An 18,198-nucleotide genomic window follows, 5' to 3' on the forward strand; every position below is an offset into this window, starting at 1 on the left:
TCATTCTCCCTTCAAGCAACCGCGACAGCCGGAGCGGCTGCTGCGGTGAGGGCACGATGGATGGATTCAGCCGCGTCGCGACCGTGGGCGACGGCAGAAACCGTGAGATCGTCGCCGCCGAAGATGCAGTCGCCGCCGGCCCAGACGCCGTCGAGCGAGGTATGGCCTTCGCCATCGACGGCGATGCGGCCGGATTCCATGCGCAGCGAACCGAGACCAGAGGCGTCAAAGCTCTGACCGATCGCCTTGAAGATCTGGTCGGCGGCAATGACACCGGTTTCGCCGGTGCCGACGAGGCGGCCTTCGAGAATTCTCGTATATTCCACCTCGATGGCGGCGACTTTGCCGTCCTGCGACAGGATCGATTTCGGCGCCAGCCAGTGGCGGATGATGACGCCCTTGGAGCTTGCCAGATCCTGTTCGAATTCGGAGGCGTTCATGTGCTCCTTGCCACGGCGGTAACAGATCGTCACCTCCTCGGCGCCGAGCAGCTTTGCCTGTACGGCAGCGTCGATCGCCGTCATGCCGCCGCCAAGGACGACGACACGACGGCCGATGGCGATGTCGCTTTTGTCTTCCGCTTGGCGGAGGGCCGCGATGAAATCGACGGCATCGTCGACGCCCGCAAGGTTTTCGCCCTCGATGCGCAGCACGTTGACGCCGGCAAGGCCGATACCGAGGAAGACGCCGTCATATTGCGCCTGCAGATCGGAAAGCGAAAAATCGTGGCCGAGACGCTGCCCATGCCGAACCTCGATGCCGCCGATCGAGAGGACGTAGTCGACTTCCTTCTGGGCGAAGTCGTCGACCGTCTTGTAGGTGGCGATACCGTATTCGTTGAGGCCGCCGGATTTTTCCCTGGCATCATAGATGACGACCGAGTGGCCCTTGACGGCCAGGCGATGGGCGGCGGCAAGTCCGGCTGGGCCTGCGCCGACGACGGCGATCGTCTTGCCGGTCGGTTCGGCCCTGGCATAGAATTGCTTGTCGGCCTGCATGGCGGCATCGGTGGCATAGCGCTGCAGACGGCCGATCTCGACCGGCCGCTCTTCAGCCGTGTTGCGGACACAGGCCTGTTCACAGAGTTCTTCGGTGGGACAGACGCGGGCGCACATGCCGCCGAGGATGTTCTGATCGAAGATCGTCTTTGCCGAGCCGATCGGATTGCCGGTCGAGATCTGGCGGATGAACAGCGGAATGTCGATCGAGGTGGGACAGGCCGTCATGCATGGCGCGTTATAACAGAAATAACAGCGGTCGGCGGCGACCAGCGCCTCATGATTGTCGAGGCGTGGATGAAGATCGGAAAAATTTGCCTCATACTCGGCGGGCGAAAGCCGGCCGGCATGGATCCCGGTTTCCAGTCGTTCCATTGAAGTTCCCTCATTATTGGTAAACGGCCTGTGAGGGAATCGTAACTCAGGTTTAAAAATTTATCAAATGGTAAAATTTTGGCAATTTTGTTGCGCCTGGCGCACTCAAACCCTTGTTTTTATGAGGGAGAGGCAATTTTTTCGGCAGTCCGTGCCTACAAAATAGCTGGGACGAACAGCATCGGCGGGGTGTCCGAAAAAAGATTCAAAAAAGTCGAATTTTTTTCGGACGGCAGGGAACCAAAGTTTGATGTCGCCGTTATTGCGATATCCGGATGGTGATCGCATCGACCCAACATGCGCGCCCCCAACCCACTATCCGGACGTACTCACGGTCCCCTCCCGGTGAGTGAAGACAGCCGGTGCGCCGCCCTCGCACCGGCTGTTTTTCGTTTTCGGTTGCCTCCCGGCTTCACACGCGCTTGAAAATCTCGAATTCGCTTTCCGGAATGGTCAAACGATATTCGATGCGACCGGGAATGAGGTTCAACTCCGCTTTGCCATTGACCGACGAGGGCACGACACGCTCGAGCACGGTGCGGCCGAAGCTGTTGTCGCTGAATTCGTGGATTTCCGACTGATCATGCAGCACTTCCGCCCAGGCGACTTCGATCGCCTTCCTGTCGTTGATCATGGCTTCGCGGCAATTCAGCGTGATGGAGGCGGCGCCGCCGGCAATCGCGCCGAAAGAGGCGGAGTTGACGATGAGTTCGTGGAGGGCGAGCCCGAGATGCACCGCGGCATTCGGCGTCAGATGGGCGTTGATGCCATAGATCGGCATCGAGCCGGCCGTCTCCGGCCAATAGGGGGCAAACTGCTTTTCGGCGAGTTCGAAGAGATAGGCGCCGCGCCAGCTCGAATCCGTGATCAGGTCCTGCGAGTTGGAAAGCGATTGCAGCCGTCCGCGGAATTTGAGGAGGAAGCTGTCGAGAGAGAGGGTGTTGCGCGCGGTCTGCGTGGCAATGCCCTGAATGATGGCGAGAAGGTTCTTGGAGCGGTGCGAGAGTTCGCGCAACAGCGATTTCAGAACTTTTTCGCGATGCCGGCTCTCCGTGACTTCAGCCATGACGGACAGAAGTCCATGTGCGCCACGTTCGCCGGTGCGCTGGATCTTCAGTTCATAGGTGCGTCTTTCGCCGTCGACGTCGATCTCGACTTCGGCATTGTTGGGGATGCCGGTTTCCAGCACCTTGTGCTTCAGCGCCGTTAGATATCGGCCGTGGGCATCGCCAAAGAGGACGGCGTCGCTGCCGCCAGGCGCAAAGAGGGCTGCAAAATGCGGCGGCAGATTTTCGGCGTAGAAGATCGAAAGCCGGGCGTCCTGGCAGAGGATTGAAATCCCGGCGCTGCCGAGCGCGCGTTCCATCATTTCGGCTTTGCCTTCGAAGGTGAAAGGCATGCCGGACAATGGTTCAGTCGTATTCACTCGGCCGCCTTTCCTTGTGACATCTTGAACGTCGCTGAAGGGAGCGCCCTTCCAGACACCGCCTGTCAACTCTAGAACAAAGCGCTGCAAAAACCGTTAAAGCCACCGGAGCGTCCCGGTAGCACCGGAACGCCTGCTTGGCGATTTGGTTCCGAAGGCCGGAAAATTGCGTCTCAGGCGGCCACTCTGGTCGATTCGTTGAAGAAAAGAGCTTGGCTGATCAGGGCCTTAACCATGTCGGGATTGAAGGGCTTGGTGACAAGGAAGGTCGGTTCGGGGCGCTCGCCGGTCAGCAGCCGTTCCGGGAAAGCGGTGATAAAAATCACCGGCACGCTCGACGTCTTGAGGATGTCGTTGACTGCGTCGATACCGGAGCTGCCATCGGCAAGTTGGATGTCGGCCAGCACCATGCTCGGCTTGGTCTTGTTGTAAAGTGCCACGGCCTCGGCATGCGTGCGGGCAATGCCGGTGACGCGATGGCCAAGGCTCTCGACCATCTGCTCGATATCCATGGCGATCAGCGGTTCGTCCTCGATGATCATGATATCGGTGGCGACCTGACGCGAAATCTCCTGCGACGCTACGTCGAGCAGGTGCATGACATCCTGTTCTTCGGTTTCCAGGATCTCGGCGATTTCGGCGACGCGGAAATTCTCCACGGAGGCGAGCAGGAAGGCCTGACGGGCACGCGGCGAAACCTTGGAAAGATTCAGCGTGGCGCGTTGCTCCCAGGCATAGGGCGAGGTCGGCTCCGGAATCTGGACTGCGGTGGAACCAAACAGCTGCGTGAACAGTTTGTAGAGTGCAACCCGGTCGTTCGCCGTATCCGGGAAAATCGATAGATCGGCGATGATAGCTTCGAGAACGGCCGCGACATAAGCGTCGCCTGAAGTCTGAGTGCCGGTAAGGGCGCGGGAATAGCGGCGCAGATAAGGAAGGTGCGGCGCAATCCGAGTAGAAAGTGTCATTAATGGGCTCCTGCATACAGGCCGGCATTGGCTTCAATGAGCGGTTAACGTCGCCTTGATAAAAAAGTTCCGGAACCGCAGGAACTTTTTTCGTTGCGCCGCATTATTCCAGCCGACGAAGAAGGGGCGTAGCGTTTTGACCCATGCAACGGCAAATGCCAGCGACATCGAGAATGGAACGTTCGATGTCGATGGTTGAAATCGTGTTTGATCCCATCCACGCCCCCTAGAACAGGATGATTTTGGGCCGGGTCGGCCTAAAATCTGAATCCTGTTCTAAATTAGAAAGTTAGAGCATGATGTCGTCCGAAAACCGCTCCCACTTTTCGGCATCATGCTCTGGACAGACAACCGGCGAGAAGACGAATTGATGACTACACGCAAGAAAGAAGCAGCCGATCAGCGAAAGCTGGAGCTGCGGGCAAGCGACATCCTGGACCCGAACAACCAGATCGGCGTCAGGCTGCGGTCGCTGTATTCGGCCGCACAGGATGAGGCGATTCCCGATCGTTTTCTCGATCTTCTCGAAAAGCTCGACCATGCTGAAATGATGGCTTCTGCCAAGATGGCCGAATAGGATCGCTGCATGGAAGACAAATCGCAACCCAGCTTCAAGCGGGAATTGCTGGCGGCACTCCCAAGCCTTCGCGCTTTCGCGATCTCGCTCATCGGGCGGCACGACCGTGCCGACGATCTCGTCCAGGACACCATCATGAAAGCCTGGGCCAAACAGGATCATTTCGAGATGGGCACCAATATGAAGGCCTGGCTCTTTACGATCCTGCGCAACGAACTCTACAGCCAGATGCGCAAGAGCGGCCGCGAAGTGCAGGACAGCGACGGCCTGTTTACCGAATCGATGGCGATGCACCCTTCGCAATATGGCGCGCTCGATCTGCAGGACTTCAAGAAGGCGCTCGACCAACTGCCGCCGGATCAACGCGAGGCGATCATCCTCGTCGGCGCCTCGGGTTTCTCCTACGAGGAGGCGGCCGAAATCTGCGGCTGCGCCGTGGGCACCATCAAGAGCCGCGTCAACCGGGCCCGTCAGCGGCTGCAGGAGTTGCTGCAGATATCAGGCGAGGCTGATTTCGGCCCCGACGCCACCTCGGCGCCGCTGACATCGAAGGCCTTCGCGTTCTGATTAGAAAGGCCGGTTGCTATTGGGGGCGCCGGCTTTTTTGGTTTGTAGGGATGGGAGAAGGAGGCCAATCCACGCAGTGGATTGCTAGTCAGGGCAATACCTCTCCTCCCTCATTCCTGTGCTCGGAATCCAGTGCGCCCAAGTCCTTGGGCGCGAAAGACTCTTTCCTGTGGAGGGTATTTGGGTTCATTCACGGCGCGGACGAGCCGTGGCTGGATTCCTGTGACGGGCACAGGAATGAAGGGAGGGTGGGGTGGGCGTACCTGACTAATCTTACGTTGGTGCTGCGTGAGGTGGAGTAAGTCCCCCATCAATCTCAATCCTCGCGCTTCGAGCCCACCAAATTGGCCGCGACGATTGCTGCCAGAACACCGGCGGTCAGGAGTGGTTGAGCGCGGATAAGACCGAGCCCGACCGTTGCCATCGATTCCAGCGCCGCACGGCGTTCACGGGCGCGGCGTGCTTCCCGGGTATTGATGATCGACATCGCCACCAAGGCGATGATGGCGATCAGCAGCGCGCAGGCCGCCAGGAAGAGGGCAGCGCCGACCGGGCCGTAGATGCCGGCAAGCCAGATGGCACCGGCGGTGACGGCCAATGCGTAGGCGGTGAGGAGGAAGAGGAAGGCAAGCGCAATGAAGATGCTATTGCGCTTGGCGCGTGCAACGGTCCGATGCACGCTCGCGCCCGTCAGCAGGCTGAGGATCGACAAGAGCATCGCGCTTCCTCAGCGCCGAGCGAGGAAGGCGATGGCAAGGCCGAAAACGGCAGCGGCGCCGATCGTTGCCAGCGGATGCTTGCGCACGGTCTCGCGCATTTCGGTCGCGCCGCGCTCATAGCCGTGCTGCAATTCGCGCAGCAGATCCTCGCTACGGCCGAGCAGTTCCTCATAGCCGGCGCCGGCCTGGCTACGGATTTTTTCGCCCTGATGGCGCGAACTCTTGCCGACAAGGCGTGTCAGTTCCGCAAGTTCGTCGCGAAGCGCCTCGACCTGCTCCTCGATGCCTGATTCCAAATTGTGGAAGGTACCGTTGCGGCGGCTGCGGCCGGACTGGAAGATAGAATAGCTCATGGCTGTCTCCATTGGCTGGGGCGCGCGCAAGCCCGCCTATTTCGCACGAGGGTCACCACCGTCCGTTGCATGAATGATATCGCCCGGCATTGACCCAGATCACTGTCGACAACGTGCCGGACGATCAAAAGTTCCGCCCGCGCCGTGCTCAGGGGCGGGAAACGGCGCTGTGGGCGAGCACGAAGGGCGTGCCGTCGGCCGGCACCTGGTTGATGCGCAGCGCGCAGCCGAACACCGAGAGCATCGTTTCGTTCGTCAGCACTTCACCGATGCTGCCGGCGGCGGCGAGGCGGCCGGATTTCATCAGCACGATGCGGTCGGCAAAGAGCGCGGTCAGGTTGAGATCGTGCATGACGGCGATGACACCGCCGCCGCGTTCGCAGAAATTGCGGGCGAGCGTCATGATGGTCAACTGGTGGCTGATGTCGAGGCTCGAGACCGGCTCGTCGAGCAGCAGCCAGCAGGGCTTGCCGTCGACGATGGGCTCGGCGATCTGGCAGAGCACGCGGGCAAGCTGCACACGCTGCTGCTCGCCACCCGAGAGTTCCTGATAGAAACGGCCTTCGAAGCCGGTCAAGTCGACGGAGGCAAGCGCTGCTGCCGCCGTCTGCTCGGCCTTGTCGGGATGCAGGTTGAGACCTGACGTCAGGCCCATGCGGACGATTTCGCGCACGGTAAAGGGAAAGGAGATGGTGCTTGCCTGCGGCAGCACGCCACGAATGGCGGCAAGCTGCCAAGGTTTCAGGCCTTTCACCTCGTCGCCGCCGATGCGCACCGAGCCGCCATAGGCAAGTTCGCCGGAGATGGCTTTCATCGTCGTCGTCTTGCCGGAGCCGTTCGGCCCGGCAATCGCCGTCAGCTCGCCGGCCTTTGCCGTAAAAGCGACGTCGCTGATGATGGTCTTGCCTGAAAGGCGCACGGAGACGCCGGAAACTTCGATCATCGCAATGTCACACACAGGGGTCACTCACGGGGATCACTCACAGGGCAAGGCGCGAACGCTGCCGCAACAGGATCCATAGGAAGAACGGGCCACCGACCGCCGCGGTGATGATGCCGATCGGCAGCTCGGCCGGGGCAACGAGAGTGCGGGCCAGGACATCCGCGAAGATCAGCAGAGAGCCGCCGAGAAGAGCTGCCGCCGGCAGCAGGAAACGATGGTCGGGGCCGATCGCCATGCGCAGGATATGCGGCACGACGATCCCGACGAAACCGATGCCGCCGCTGACGGCGACGGACGCGCCGGTCGCCGCAGCGACACCGACGATCGCGACATTCTTCAGCCGCTGTACCGGAACGCCCATATGAAAGGCGGCCGCCTCGCCGAGCGTGATGGTATTGAGGCCGCGCGCCATGAAAGGTAGGGCGGTGAAGGACAAGAGGATGATCGGGCTGGCGGCGGCGATCTTCGTCCATGTGGCGCCGGCAAGCGAGCCCATGCTCCAGAAGGTCAGGTCGCGCAGCTGCTGGTCGTTGGCCATGTAGATCAGCAGTCCCGTGACGGCGAGGGCGAGTGCGCCGAGTGCGATGCCGGCAAGCAGCATCGTCGCCACCGAGGTCTGTCCGTTACGAGTGGCGATCCTGTAGAGCAGCAGCGTCGTGACAAGGCCGCCGCCGAAGGCCGCCGTCGGCAGAGCGTAGATACCGAGAAGCGCCTCGAGCGGAGCTGCGAGGCCGCCGCCGAGCACGATCATCGCGACCGCGCCGAGGCTTGCGCCGGAGGAGACGCCGACGAGGCCGGGATCGGCCAGCGGATTGCGGAACAGGCCCTGCATCACCGTGCCGGAAACGGCCAGCGAGGCGCCGATCAGGAAACCGAGGATCGCCCTCGGCAGGCGGATATCAAAGATGATGATCCGGTCACGTGTGCTGAGCGCCGCCTCGGAGCCGACCATGTTGCTGATGACGTCGAGGATCGAGGCATCCGAGGCGCCTGTCGTCACCGAAAACAGCATCGAAAAGACCGAGCCGACGACAAGGAGCGCGATCGCCAGCAAGGCGAGCCGCGTCCTGTCGCCCGCCTGCCTGATTTCGCGGATGTCCGCCATCGGGAATCGTCGCCTTTGTTCCATCATGGCTTGCGGCAGGGCCATGATCAGCCCCCGTAGATCGCCGTGTTGAGCTCACGCGCGGCGGCTGCTGTGCGCGGGCCGAAGCCGAGCAGGTAGACGCCATCCATTCGGATGATCGCTTTTTTCTCGCCTGCCGGCGTCAGCGCGATCGCCGGCTGAGCCAGCAGGTCCTCGTTCTTGGTGCCGGCGCCGTCGCCGCGGTTCATCATCAGGATGATGTCGGGCTTGGCTTCGATGATCGCCTCGTCCGTCAGCGGCTTGTAGCCCGGGAATGCGCCGACGGCGTTGATGGCGCCGGCGAGCTTGACGATGCCATCGGCGGCCGTGCCGGTGCCCGATGCCATGATCCGGCCGTTCTGGGCGCTGAGGATGAAGAGAACGCGCTTGCGCTCGGCCTCCGGGCGCTTTTCGGCATCGGCGATCGCCGCCTCGAGATCGGCCGCGACCTTTTCCTCAAGCGCCTTCGCCTTGTCGGGCACACCCAGCAGCGTGCCGACACGGTCGATCTTGGCGATGATGCCGTCGCGGGTAAAGGCGCTCGGCACGGTCTCGAAAGGCACGCTGGCATTCTTCAGGACGGTCAGCGCCTCCTGCGGACCCGAACCCTCGACGGCGATGATCGCCGTCGGGTTCATGGCGAGGATGCCTTCCGGCGAGAGCGCGCGCATGTAACCGACGTTCGGCAGCTTCAGCGCCGCCTCCGGATAGATGCTCGTAGTGTCGCGGGCAATCAGCCGGCTTTCCTCGCCGAGCGCATAGACGATCTCGGTGATGTCGCCGCCGACCGAAACCAGGCGCGACGTGTCGAGCTTCTTTTCCTCAGCGTGGGCGGGGCGGATGAAGGCGAAGCCTTCGACTGTCGGCGCCGTCGGGATCAGCGGCAGCGCCATGACCGCCGCCGTCAGGGCCAGTTCCCAGGTGCGGATCCGGCGCAGATTGTTACGCATCGTCATCGTAGCGATCCTTATGCGGCCACGCTTGCTGCCCGCGGCAGGTTTTCCATGATCTCGCGCCACTCGGCACGTTCGTCGGAACCTTCCTTCCGTTTGCCGAAGAACTGGATGATCATCTCGCCGTCGGCATTGTAAGCCTCCAGCGAGGTGACGTGGCCGTCCGTGGTCGGCTTGCGTACGGCCCAGGTCTCGGCGATGTGATCCTGGCGCAGATGCAGATGAAAGGTCGGGTCCATGATATTGATCCACGGACCCATCGGCTGCACGTTGAAAATCGGGCCGGAATGGATCTGGACGATACCGTTATTGGCGACGAAGCACATGATCGGCAGGCCGGACTTCACCGAGGCATGCATCATGTCTGCCGTCGCGCTGTTGTCGAGCTTCCAGGCATAGTCGTCGCCGACGGTGCGCACGGCCGCCTGGCGGCCGATCTTCAGGCGCTTCAGCATGCCGAAGAACTCGTGCGTATCGGTGAGCTTGCTCCAGTTGTCGCGCAACTCGTCGCGGCTGACGTCGGCGGTTTCATCGACTGCATTTAGGGTCTCGGCCTCGACAAATTCCTGCGACTGGTCTTCCAGCTTCAACTCGGCGACGATCGCGTGATAGGCCTCGACATTCGAGCTCGGACGCAGGTGCACCTTATGCACGGCGTTGCCCGCCTTGTCGAAATATTGCAGGCTGAGGCGTTCCTGATCGCCATCCTTCTTGGATACGGCGAAACCATGCTCCCAGCGGCTCGGAAAGATGCGCAGATCGATATTCTCGCCGAGAACGATCGCGGCCTGCGCGCCGCTCTTGATGTTTTCGAAGACACCGATCTTCTCGTGAACTGCACTTTCGTTGCGCGACAGCGCCATCACTTCGCCGAGGCCGGCCACGCGCTCGAGAAGCTTCAGCGCACTGCCATCGATGCGGGTCACGCCGATGCCGGTTTCGGCGGCGACGAGGGCTGCTTCGGAAATCTTCAGCTGGGCGGCGATATCACGCTCGCGCATCTTCGGATTCTCGGCGCGAAACGCACGGATTTCGGCTGGCGCCGGTCTTGTCTGTTCGGTCATGTCCTACCCTACTTATTGAGAATGAGTTTGCCCTGACGGGTGATCTTCAGGCGATAGACCAAGCCGTCGTGTCTTATCATGATCTCGTTCGTGCCGCGGAAAAGATCCGCGCTTTCGACGATCCGGTGCTGCGCCGCAGGCTCGCTCTGCAGCGGCACGTGTTTAAAGTTATCTGGCTTTTCAACCATCATTTCGGTTGGCAATTCCGTGAGGCCGGTGATCAGGGTCCCCGGTCGTGATGACAATTATCTTGACTTTATTACTCATAGTTTTTTAAAGACGCAATAGGAGACTAATGCAGTCAAGTTTTTGAGATTGCTGATATGAGGCCGCCTGGCGGCGGTTCGCGACAATGGCGGAGAAGATGATGACGGGTAGGTTTGCGGCTGTTGCAGCCGGCATGGTGATGGCGGTTTCGGGCGTATGCCAGGCGCAGGATGCGGCAACCGCCAAGTTGGATGTCGAACTTAATGCTCTGGCGCCATCGCAAAAGGGCTGCATGATGACTTTCGTCGCCGAGAACAATCTCCAGACCCCGATCAACAAGATCTCCTTCGAGCTTGCCTTTTTCAACGACAAGAATGCCGTCGACCGCATCACCGTGCTCGACTTCCGCGATCTGCCGCAGGGCAAGAAGCGCGTGCGCCAGTTCGATATGCCGAATGTGAAGTGCGACACGGTCACCCGCATCATCATCAACGACACGCCGGTCTGCGACGGTCCGGCGGCGGGCGAATGCATGAAGGGTCTCGTCACCCGCTCGCAGATTTCCGTTCCCTTCGAGGGCTAAGAATACGCCGGGAATGAATCCGGCGGGCATGTCCAGACTGTCCGAGGCATACAAATGGCAATTTCAGCGAAGACCAGATCGAGACAGGTGCTCATCGGGGAGCCGGACGCTGACGGCGGTCTGAACGACAACAACATGCATCCCGGCCACGAGCTTTCCGACCTGCGCAATGTGCAGCGTCAGCCGGCCGGTGAGGCGGTGGTCCACTATGCGCGTTTCGCGCAGATACCCTCCTTTCCTGATCATCCGGAGACCGCGTCGGCTGCTGTCGCCGCCGCGCCGCCGATGGATGCGGCGGTGGAAAAGCAGAAAGACGAGAAGAAGCCGGTGCGGCGGCGGGTGGCGCTGACTTGTGTCTGTTCCCTGATCTTCCATGCGACATTGGCCGCCGTGCTGATCGTTGCCTTTCCCAAGGCGCCTGAGGAGGCGGTCGAAGAAGCGGGCGAAGCCATGAGCGTGGTGATGTACGGCAACTCGGATGTCGACCAGACTGCTGCCGGCGAAACCGAAGTCACGGTGCAGGAAGAAATCATTCCGGAGACCGTCGAGCCGGATAAGATCCAGCCGACCGAAGCGGCGGAACTTCAACCGGAAACCGTTCAGCCGACCGAAGTCGCGCCGGTCGAGACCCGGGATACCATCCAGCAGGCTCCTCCTCCCGAGGTGACGCGCGTCTCGCCTGAAACCGTCACCGCTGCGGAGCCGGAGATTCTCGTTTCCGAAGTACCGGCTGAAACTGCTGTCGCGCAGCCGATGTCGACCGTCGTTCCGGAAGAGCAGAAACCTGCTGAAGAGATCCCCCCGGAAGTTCAGCCATCGGTGGTGCCGCCTGTCGCTGCTGCCGAGCCCGAAGAGGTGAAGCCCGTCGAAACGGCGGAAATCCAGCCGGAGCCGGAGGTGCCGCAGGAGATCGTGACGCCGACGCAGAAGCCGAAGGTGGTGGCGCAGGAAAAGCCGAAGCCGGTCGAGAAGAAGCGCCCGCCGAAAAAGGCTGCTGGTTCGAAGGGTGAGGCGCAGCAGGATTCTGAACGAGGAGTCGCCGAAGGTAACGCGACGGCTCAATCGGATAGCAATTCGCGTTCGGCCGGCAATAACGACGGGATCGGAACTGCGGCCAATGCCAATTACGACGGAAAGGTTCGTAGTCGCATTCGTCGTTCAATCAGAACACCTCGTGGCGTCGAGGGAACCGTGGTCGTCTCGTTTTCAGTGAATGGCAGCGGCGGCTTGACTTCGGTTCGCGTCACACGCGGTTCCGGCGTGCCTGAAATCGACCAACTCGCCGTCGAGGCTGTTCGGCGCGCCGCACCATTTGGCCCGACGCCCGGTGGGAACGGGAGGAACTTCACCTCCTTGCCAATCACAGTGAATTAATATGATAAAAATAATCAACTTTATACTTTACTCTAAAAATCAGGTTTAATAAGGTCCACCCGCACACGCAGGAATCGTGTGACGATCAACGAGCGAACGGGTGGCATATGGCTCGCAAGGGCAAGAAGGGTTCGAACCGGGAGGTCCGTGATAGCGCGGGCGAGGACGCCGGTCAGGCATCCCTTGGACGGTCCAAACTGGATGGCCGCAGTTTCCTCTATGTCGGCGGTCGTGACTGCCAGGTGGCGCATCTTCGCCAGATCGCCAGCAATTTCGGCGCTGAGCTCATCCACCATGATGGCGGTCTGCGCGAAGCGGTTTCCCGCATCGATACTCTGCTTCCCTCGGTCGACTGCGTCTTCTGCCCCATCGACTGTATCAGCCACGATGCCTGCCTGCGGGTGAAGACCGGCTGCAAGAAGTTCAGCAAGACCTTCATCCCGCTTCGCAACGGCAGCAAATCCAGCCTGGAGCGTGCGCTGCAGACGATGAACGAACGAGACAATTCCCGATGAACGACCAGCGCCCCGACGGCTTCACCATGATCGGCCTGCATAAGCTCGCCGCTCAGACAGGCGAGGGCCTCGTGCCCGAACTCTACGAACTTTTCCAGCAGCATGCCGAACGCCAGCAGATCTACCAGAATGTGACGCTGTTCCCGACCTGGGAAGCGCGCATGCCCGGGGAAGCGACAACAAGATCGCTTGGCCCAGCAGCGGCAAACGGCGATAATGTTCTCGCCTTTCCCTTGCGTTCTGCAAGGGCGGGCAAGAGGAAAGCGTAAGGAGATTCCATGTATATCGCAATGAACCGCTTCAAGGTTGCAACCGGGAGCGAAGGCGATTTCGAGACGGTCTGGCGCAATCGCGATTCCAGCCTGCCCGAGGTGGCCGGTTTCGTCGAATTCCGGCTGCTGCGCGGAAAGGCCAACGAAGAGGAGGGCTATACGCTCTATTCCTCGCACACGGTCTGGAAAAGCGAAGCGGATTTTCAGAACTGGACGAAGTCCGAGAGCTTTCGCGCAGCGCACCGCAATGCCGGCGATCACAAGGCGATCTACAAGGGGCCGCCGGTCTTCGAGGGCTTTAACGTCGTCGATGGCATTTAAGACCTGGCCCTTATGGGATGCCGGCGCCGCTTGCCCCCTCTTCTCCCCAGCGGGGAGAAGGTGGCCCGTAGGGCCGGATGAGGGGGCCACACGGCACGCCCTTCATTGCTCTTCGCTTGCGTTCAGCGCATTCGCGGCTCTGCCGCTCACCCCCTCATCGCCTCGCTATCGCTCCGGCACTTCTCCCCGCTGGGGAGAAGAGATCTGTAGCAACGTCCTCGGCTTCCTTTTGCCGGGTGAGAAAGTTTTGAGCTGAATCGTAAGCAATATTCCGAACTGTCTCTCTCACGCCTTAACCCGAAACACCGCACCCGCCGCCACAACAAGCCAACCCAGCATCATCGCCCAGCCGCCGGTCGGCGCGGCGTAGGGGAAGAGGCCGGAGCCGGAAAAGCGCAGGGTGACGAGATCACCCGCAAAAAGCAACGTTCCGACAATCATCAGCAAACCGGCCAGCCAGGCGGTTCTGAGCCTGTTGTTGCCGAGAGCCAATGCCAGCAGGGCAGGGGCGTGGGCAAGACACATGGCAGATGCGGATGCCGCAAGATTGGCCTCGCCGCCGCCATGGGCAGCAAGGGCGGCAAGCGCCACGCCGGCTACGCCGAACAGGCCGGCGAAGAGATAGAGCACCGGCTCCAGACGCGCGTTCAAGCTCATGGTTGTTCCTTGTGGTCAGGGGCCTTGTTCTGCATGTGATAGGCGAGCCGTTCCACCGGCGCCCAGATGAGATCGCGCAGCGCCTGGCTTGATATCGTCTCGTCCAGGGCGCGGCGGAAGCAGAGCAGCCATTCGTCGCGCTCGACAGGGCCGATCTCGGCGACAAAATGGCGGCTGCGCAGGCGCGGATGGCCGCGCTTGTCGGTATAGAGCGGCGGGCCGCCGAGATAACCGCTCATATATTCGTAGAATTTCTCTTCGCTGCCCACAAGGCTCGGCGGATGCACGGCGCGCACGTTTCTCGCCTCTGGAAGCGTGTCCATCAGTTCGTAGAAACGGTGCGTCAGCGCCTGCACGGCAGGATCTCCGCCGATCGCCTGATATAAGGTGGTGACCTTCTCCGTCACGAAACCATCCCCTTTACCTCAACCGTTCCCCGGCCTCTTCATGCACCGGGCGGAAAATGATCGCAACTGTCATCAAGGTGCCGCGGCATTTCGCGCATAATGCCGGGACGGCAGGGGTTGCGGCCGATTATCCTTGACAAAACCGTCCGGACGGTATCTTTTACCTGCATGTCGAACGCTCATCATCGCAAGAAACAACCCGTGCTCGTGCGCCAGCAGTTGCTGGAGGTCGCCGCGCGCCTTGCTGCCAGCGACGGCATGGCGGCCGTCACGCTCGATGCGGTTTCCGCCGCGTCCAGCGTCAGCAAGGGCGGGCTGCTGCATCACTTCCCAACGAAAAATGCGTTGCTCGATGCCCTGTTCGAGAGCCTGCTCGAAAAGTTCGACGTCGATATAGAGGAACTGATGCGCGGCGATCCGCTGCCGCAGGGACGCTTCACCCGCGCCTATCTGAGAGCGGTATCCGGTCTCAAGGAACGTCCCGACGATTCCAGGAGTTGGACGCAGGTAACGATCGCGCTTCTTGCCGAACCCCGGCTGCGTCTTCGCTGGCGCCAATGGGTGCAGGCACGAGCCGAGGAATATATCGGCACCGATTCCTCCCTCGACGCACAAGTCGTGCGTTTCGCCGCCGACGGACTTTGGTTCGCAGACACGTTGGAAAGCCATGATATCAACGGCGTTCTGAGGCGGGATCTGATCGATCGCCTTGTCGAACTGACCGGCAGGTAACTCGAAAAGGAATCCCCCATGAGCCAGGCCGCCGTCTACGGGCTGCTGTTTGCAGCCATCGTGCTCGAAGTCATCGGCACGACCGCGCTGCAATTGTCGCAGCAGTTCACTCGCATCGGGCCGACGACACTCGTCGTCGCCTGTTATGCGGCCGCCTTCTATTGCCTGTCGCTGACGCTGAAAAGCATCCCCGTCGGTATCGCTTATGCAATTTGGAGCGCTTTGGGAATCGTACTGATTTCCTCGGTCGGCCTGGTGTTCTTCAAGCAGCGCCTCGACCTGCCGGCAGTCCTCGGCCTCGGGCTGATCATATCCGGCGTTTTGGTCGTCAATCTGTTCTCCAAATCGGTTTCACATTGATATTGCTGCGATATTGCCAGGCGGTTTTTCCGTCTTCGGCCGGTAAATTTTCCCCTTTGTCAAAATACTGACAAAGGTCTATGTGTTCCTTGGACGTGGAGGAGACGAGGCGCAGCCAGCGCCGTTTTCCAAAGCGCTTTGAATTCTTCTGCTTTCCCGCCTATCGATACTTCCAGGTTCCACAGGAGCACATCATGGCCATTCGCACCGTCGTCTGGGGAGAGAATATCCACGAGAATACCAATGAGATCGTCCGGGGGATCTATCCCGAAGGCATGCACACGACGATCGCCAATGCGCTGAACACCGATCCAAGTATCTCGGCGACGACAGCGACGCTGCAGGAGCCGGAACACGGCCTCAGCGAAGCCCGTCTTACTGAGACCGACGTCTTGACCTGGTGGGGCCATAAGGATCACGGCGCGGTCTCCGACGTCGTCGTCGAGCGTGTCGCCAAGCGCGTCTGGGAAGGCATGGGCCTGCTGGTGCTGCATTCCGGCCATTTTTCCAAGATCTTCAAGCGGCTGATGGGCACGCCCTGCGCGCTGAAATGGCGCGAGGCGGGCGAGCGCGAGCGTCTGTGGACGATCAACCAGCGCCATCCGATCGCCGCCGGCATCGGTGAACATTTCGAGCTTGAGAACGAGGAAATGTACGGCGAGCAGTTTTCGGTGCCGGAACCGCTCGAAACGGTGTTCATCTCCTGGTTCCAGGGCGGCGAAGTGTTCCGCTCGGGCCTGACCTGGCGCCGTGGCGCCGGCAACATCTTCTATTTCCGCCCCGGCCACGAGACCTATCCGACCTATCACGACGTCAATGTCCAGAAGGTGCTGATCAATGGCGTGAAGTGGGCCTATAACCCTGAGGGGTCGTTGACGAGCATTACCGATGCTCCAAATGTCCCGGTAGAAAAAGCACTGGAGCCGATCGTCGAACGCGGCCCGAGACTGCACCAGGCCGGCGAAGCCGGTTACCGCTGAGGAGCATCCATGCGATTACTCGTTCTTGGTACGGGGGTGATGGCGAAAAACCAGCTCGCCCGCTTCCCCCTCATCGCCGGCGTGACGGTGGTCGGCGCCGTCGACACCGATCCCGAGCGGCTTTCGGCCTTCGCCGATAAGTTCAACATCGAAAAGCGGTTTCTTTCCCTGGAGGAGGCGATCGCCTGGGGTGAATTCGATGCGGCGACGAACGTCACGCCCGACCGCATCCATCACCCGACGACGATGGCGCTGATTGCCGCGGGCAAGCATGTGTTCTGCGAAAAGCCGCTGGCGGAGAACTATGCAAAAGCGCTAGAGATGACGGAGGCGGCGGAAAAGGCCGGCGTCATCAACATGGTCAACCTCACCTATCGCAACGTCGCGCCGCTGCAGCGCGCCCGCGAGATGGTGCTCGCCGGTGAGCTCGGCACGATCCGGCACGTGGAAGCTTCCTATCTCCAGAGCTGGCTCGTATCGCGTGCCTGGGGCGATTGGCGCACGGAATCGACCTGGCTGTGGCGGCTTTCCACCGGCCACGGCTCGAATGGCGTGCTCGGCGACGTCGGCATCCATATTCTCGATTTCGCCGCCTATGGCGCGGCGACCGACATCGACCACGTCTTTGCGCGGCTGAAGACCTTCAACAAGGCGCCGGGCGGTCAGATCGGCGAATATCTGCTCGATGCCAATGACAGCTTCACCATGTCCGTCGATTTCGCCAATGGCGCGCTCGGCGTCATCCATGCCAGCCGCTGGGCGACAGGGCATCTGAACGAGCTGAAGCTGCGCATTTATGGCGAGAGGGGCAGCCTCGAGGTCATCCATCGTCCCAGTGGTTCCGAGCTGCATGGCTGCCTCGGCGAGGGTGTCGAAACTGCCACCTGGACGCAGATCGAAGTTGAACCGGTGGCGACCAATTACGAGCGTTTTGCCGAGGCCGTGGCAAGCGGCATCCAGCCGGACCCGAACTTCCGCCACGCCGCGAACCTGCAGAAGGTGCTCGACCTCGCGATGGTGACCGAGCGTGAGCGGCGCGAACTGAAGGTCTGATCCTGCTTCACTGACAAGCTCTGTTTCGACGGCGGCTTTTGCAATGCATCGGCGTGTCGATCCGCTTTTCGTTTGTGAGAATTTCACGCTATGCTTCTGCATGGGCAGCGCGAGGCTCTCCTTTGGTCCGTTCGTTTACGATCCCGTGACAGGAAGCCTGTGGCGGGACGGGAAGTCCGTTGCGACAGGACCGCGGCCGGCAGCGCTGCTCGGCATGCTGCTGGAGGCCGAGGGCCGCGTCGTCACCAAGGTAGATCTGATGGAGCGGGCCTGGCCGGGGCTTGCCGTGGAAGAAGGCAATCTCACGGTTCAGATTGCCACGCTCAGGAAGCTTCTCGGCCTAAGGCCCGATGGCACGGACTGGATCGTCACCGTTCCCAGGGTCGGGTATCGCCTGCCGCGCCAAGACGATGCCGGGATGGCGCCTGCGGCGCCGCAGCCGCCTTCCGTCGCCGTTCTTCCCTTCGTCAATCTCGGCGGTGATGCCGATCAGGATTATTTTGCCGATGGCGTGGTGACGGAGATCATCACGGCTCTCGCGCGCTTCCACTCCTTTTCGGTCGTCTCGCGCTAGAGCGTATCCGGATTTAGTTGAATCGGAAGGGATTCCGTTTTTGGCTGTTTTGTGATTCAAGATGCTGGCTGGAGTGGAGGCCAGCATCGGATGA

At 60.9% G+C, this 18,198-nt stretch carries 23 protein-coding genes and 1 pseudogene; 12 read left to right on the plus strand and 12 right to left on the minus strand.

Annotated elements, in window-relative coordinates; all coding sequences use genetic code 11:
* Window positions 1-11: 11 nt before the first annotated feature.
* The 3 genes from G9X68_RS29595 to G9X68_RS29605 form a co-directional block, all read right to left on the minus strand.
* A complete protein-coding gene (locus G9X68_RS29595; RefSeq protein ID WP_171605417.1) occupies window positions 12-1,373 on the minus strand; it encodes an NAD(P)-dependent oxidoreductase in 1,362 nt (453 codons plus the stop codon).
* 412 nt (window positions 1,374-1,785) lie between these two features.
* A complete protein-coding gene (locus G9X68_RS29600; RefSeq protein WP_171605440.1) occupies window positions 1,786-2,781 on the minus strand; it encodes a sensor histidine kinase in 996 nt (331 codons plus the stop codon).
* A gap of 191 nt (window positions 2,782-2,972) precedes the next feature.
* A complete protein-coding gene (locus G9X68_RS29605; RefSeq protein ID WP_003542253.1) occupies window positions 2,973-3,767 on the minus strand; it encodes a response regulator in 795 nt (264 codons plus the stop codon).
* Window positions 3,768-4,137: 370 nt separating this feature from the next.
* Here G9X68_RS29605 and G9X68_RS29610 point away from each other — a divergent pair, with 370 nt between their 5' ends.
* Entirely contained in the window at window positions 4,138-4,344 is a 207-nt protein-coding gene (locus G9X68_RS29610) for a NepR family anti-sigma factor (protein WP_003542250.1), read from the plus strand.
* A 9-nt stretch (window positions 4,345-4,353) separates the two neighbouring features.
* Entirely contained in the window at window positions 4,354-4,911 is a 558-nt protein-coding gene (locus G9X68_RS29615) for an RNA polymerase sigma factor (protein ID WP_003542247.1), read from the plus strand.
* Window positions 4,912-5,227: 316 nt separating this feature from the next.
* On the opposite strand, the gene G9X68_RS29620 is transcribed toward G9X68_RS29615, so the two are convergent.
* The 7 genes from G9X68_RS29620 to hemP all read right to left on the minus strand — a co-directional run bounded on the left by G9X68_RS29620 (window position 5,228) and on the right by hemP (window position 10,260).
* Window positions 5,228-5,629, minus strand: a complete 402-nt coding sequence (locus G9X68_RS29620; protein ID WP_171605418.1) for a hypothetical protein — start codon at window positions 5,627-5,629, stop codon at window positions 5,228-5,230.
* A 9-nt stretch (window positions 5,630-5,638) separates the two neighbouring features.
* Entirely contained in the window at window positions 5,639-5,983 is a 345-nt protein-coding gene (locus G9X68_RS29625) for an ElaB/YgaM/YqjD family protein (RefSeq protein WP_171605419.1), read from the minus strand.
* Between the two features lie 148 nt (window positions 5,984-6,131).
* Window positions 6,132-6,926 carry a heme ABC transporter ATP-binding protein gene (locus tag G9X68_RS29630; RefSeq protein WP_171605420.1) on the minus strand — a complete coding sequence of 265 codons (795 nt, stop codon included), beginning with the start codon at window positions 6,924-6,926 and terminating at the stop codon, window positions 6,132-6,134.
* 37 nt (window positions 6,927-6,963) lie between these two features.
* Entirely contained in the window at window positions 6,964-8,076 is a 1,113-nt protein-coding gene (locus G9X68_RS29635; RefSeq protein WP_171605421.1) for a FecCD family ABC transporter permease, read from the minus strand.
* A 2-nt stretch (window positions 8,077-8,078) separates the two neighbouring features.
* Complete coding sequence (locus tag G9X68_RS29640) at window positions 8,079-9,008, minus strand: heme/hemin ABC transporter substrate-binding protein (RefSeq protein ID WP_171605422.1); 930 nt, start codon at window positions 9,006-9,008, stop codon at window positions 8,079-8,081.
* Window positions 9,009-9,019: 11 nt separating this feature from the next.
* Window positions 9,020-10,069: a hemin-degrading factor gene (locus tag G9X68_RS29645; RefSeq protein WP_171605423.1), complete on the minus strand. Its 1,050-nt coding sequence runs from the start codon at window positions 10,067-10,069 to the stop codon at window positions 9,020-9,022.
* Between the two features lie 8 nt (window positions 10,070-10,077).
* Window positions 10,078-10,260, minus strand: coding sequence for a hemin uptake protein HemP (hemP, locus tag G9X68_RS29650; RefSeq protein ID WP_012758649.1), 183 nt, complete (start codon window positions 10,258-10,260; stop codon window positions 10,078-10,080).
* A gap of 176 nt (window positions 10,261-10,436) precedes the next feature.
* Here hemP and G9X68_RS29655 point away from each other — a divergent pair, with 176 nt between their 5' ends.
* The 5 genes from G9X68_RS29655 to hmuQ all read left to right on the plus strand — a co-directional run bounded on the left by G9X68_RS29655 (window position 10,437) and on the right by hmuQ (window position 13,341).
* Window positions 10,437-10,859: a hypothetical protein gene (locus tag G9X68_RS29655; protein ID WP_171605424.1), complete on the plus strand. Its 423-nt coding sequence runs from the start codon at window positions 10,437-10,439 to the stop codon at window positions 10,857-10,859.
* A gap of 54 nt (window positions 10,860-10,913) precedes the next feature.
* Window positions 10,914-12,233, plus strand: a complete 1,320-nt coding sequence (locus G9X68_RS29660) for an energy transducer TonB family protein (RefSeq protein ID WP_171605425.1) — start codon at window positions 10,914-10,916, stop codon at window positions 12,231-12,233.
* A gap of 107 nt (window positions 12,234-12,340) precedes the next feature.
* On the plus strand, window positions 12,341-12,748 hold the full coding sequence (locus G9X68_RS29665; protein WP_017961700.1) for a DUF2325 domain-containing protein: 408 nt from the start codon (window positions 12,341-12,343) through the stop codon (window positions 12,746-12,748).
* Window positions 12,745-13,017 (plus strand): hypothetical protein, encoded by a 273-nt coding sequence (locus tag G9X68_RS29670; protein WP_168314283.1) that lies wholly within the window; start codon window positions 12,745-12,747, stop codon window positions 13,015-13,017. Before G9X68_RS29665 ends, G9X68_RS29670 begins: the two co-directional genes overlap by 4 nt.
* Before the next feature lie 9 nt (window positions 13,018-13,026).
* Complete coding sequence (hmuQ, locus tag G9X68_RS29675) at window positions 13,027-13,341, plus strand: heme-degrading protein HmuQ (RefSeq protein WP_171605426.1); 315 nt, start codon at window positions 13,027-13,029, stop codon at window positions 13,339-13,341.
* A gap of 285 nt (window positions 13,342-13,626) precedes the next feature.
* On the opposite strand, the gene G9X68_RS29680 is transcribed toward hmuQ, so the two are convergent.
* Complete coding sequence (locus G9X68_RS29680) at window positions 13,627-13,998, minus strand: DUF423 domain-containing protein (protein ID WP_171605427.1); 372 nt, start codon at window positions 13,996-13,998, stop codon at window positions 13,627-13,629.
* On the minus strand, window positions 13,995-14,405 hold the full coding sequence (locus G9X68_RS29685; RefSeq protein WP_171605428.1) for a group II truncated hemoglobin: 411 nt from the start codon (window positions 14,403-14,405) through the stop codon (window positions 13,995-13,997). Before G9X68_RS29685 ends, G9X68_RS29680 begins: the two co-directional genes overlap by 4 nt.
* Before the next feature lie 168 nt (window positions 14,406-14,573).
* Here G9X68_RS29685 and G9X68_RS29690 point away from each other — a divergent pair, with 168 nt between their 5' ends.
* From G9X68_RS29690 to G9X68_RS29710, 5 genes and pseudogenes are all read left to right on the plus strand, one after another.
* A complete protein-coding gene (locus tag G9X68_RS29690) occupies window positions 14,574-15,137 on the plus strand; it encodes a TetR/AcrR family transcriptional regulator (protein ID WP_171605429.1) in 564 nt (187 codons plus the stop codon).
* A gap of 18 nt (window positions 15,138-15,155) precedes the next feature.
* Window positions 15,156-15,497 (plus strand): SMR family transporter, encoded by a 342-nt coding sequence (locus G9X68_RS29695; RefSeq protein WP_171605430.1) that lies wholly within the window; start codon window positions 15,156-15,158, stop codon window positions 15,495-15,497.
* Between the two features lie 194 nt (window positions 15,498-15,691).
* Window positions 15,692-16,477 (plus strand): ThuA domain-containing protein, encoded by a 786-nt coding sequence (locus G9X68_RS29700; RefSeq protein WP_094087584.1) that lies wholly within the window; start codon window positions 15,692-15,694, stop codon window positions 16,475-16,477.
* A gap of 9 nt (window positions 16,478-16,486) precedes the next feature.
* Window positions 16,487-17,530 (plus strand): Gfo/Idh/MocA family protein, encoded by a 1,044-nt coding sequence (locus G9X68_RS29705; RefSeq protein WP_171605431.1) that lies wholly within the window; start codon window positions 16,487-16,489, stop codon window positions 17,528-17,530.
* Between the two features lie 100 nt (window positions 17,531-17,630).
* Window positions 17,631-18,101, plus strand: a pseudogene (locus tag G9X68_RS29710) (winged helix-turn-helix domain-containing protein); the annotation flags it as partial.
* Window positions 18,102-18,198: the final 97 nt, after the last annotated feature.

The organism is Rhizobium changzhiense, from assembly GCF_013087625.1.
GTDB classification, from domain to species: domain Bacteria; phylum Pseudomonadota; class Alphaproteobacteria; order Rhizobiales; family Rhizobiaceae; genus Rhizobium; species Rhizobium sophorae.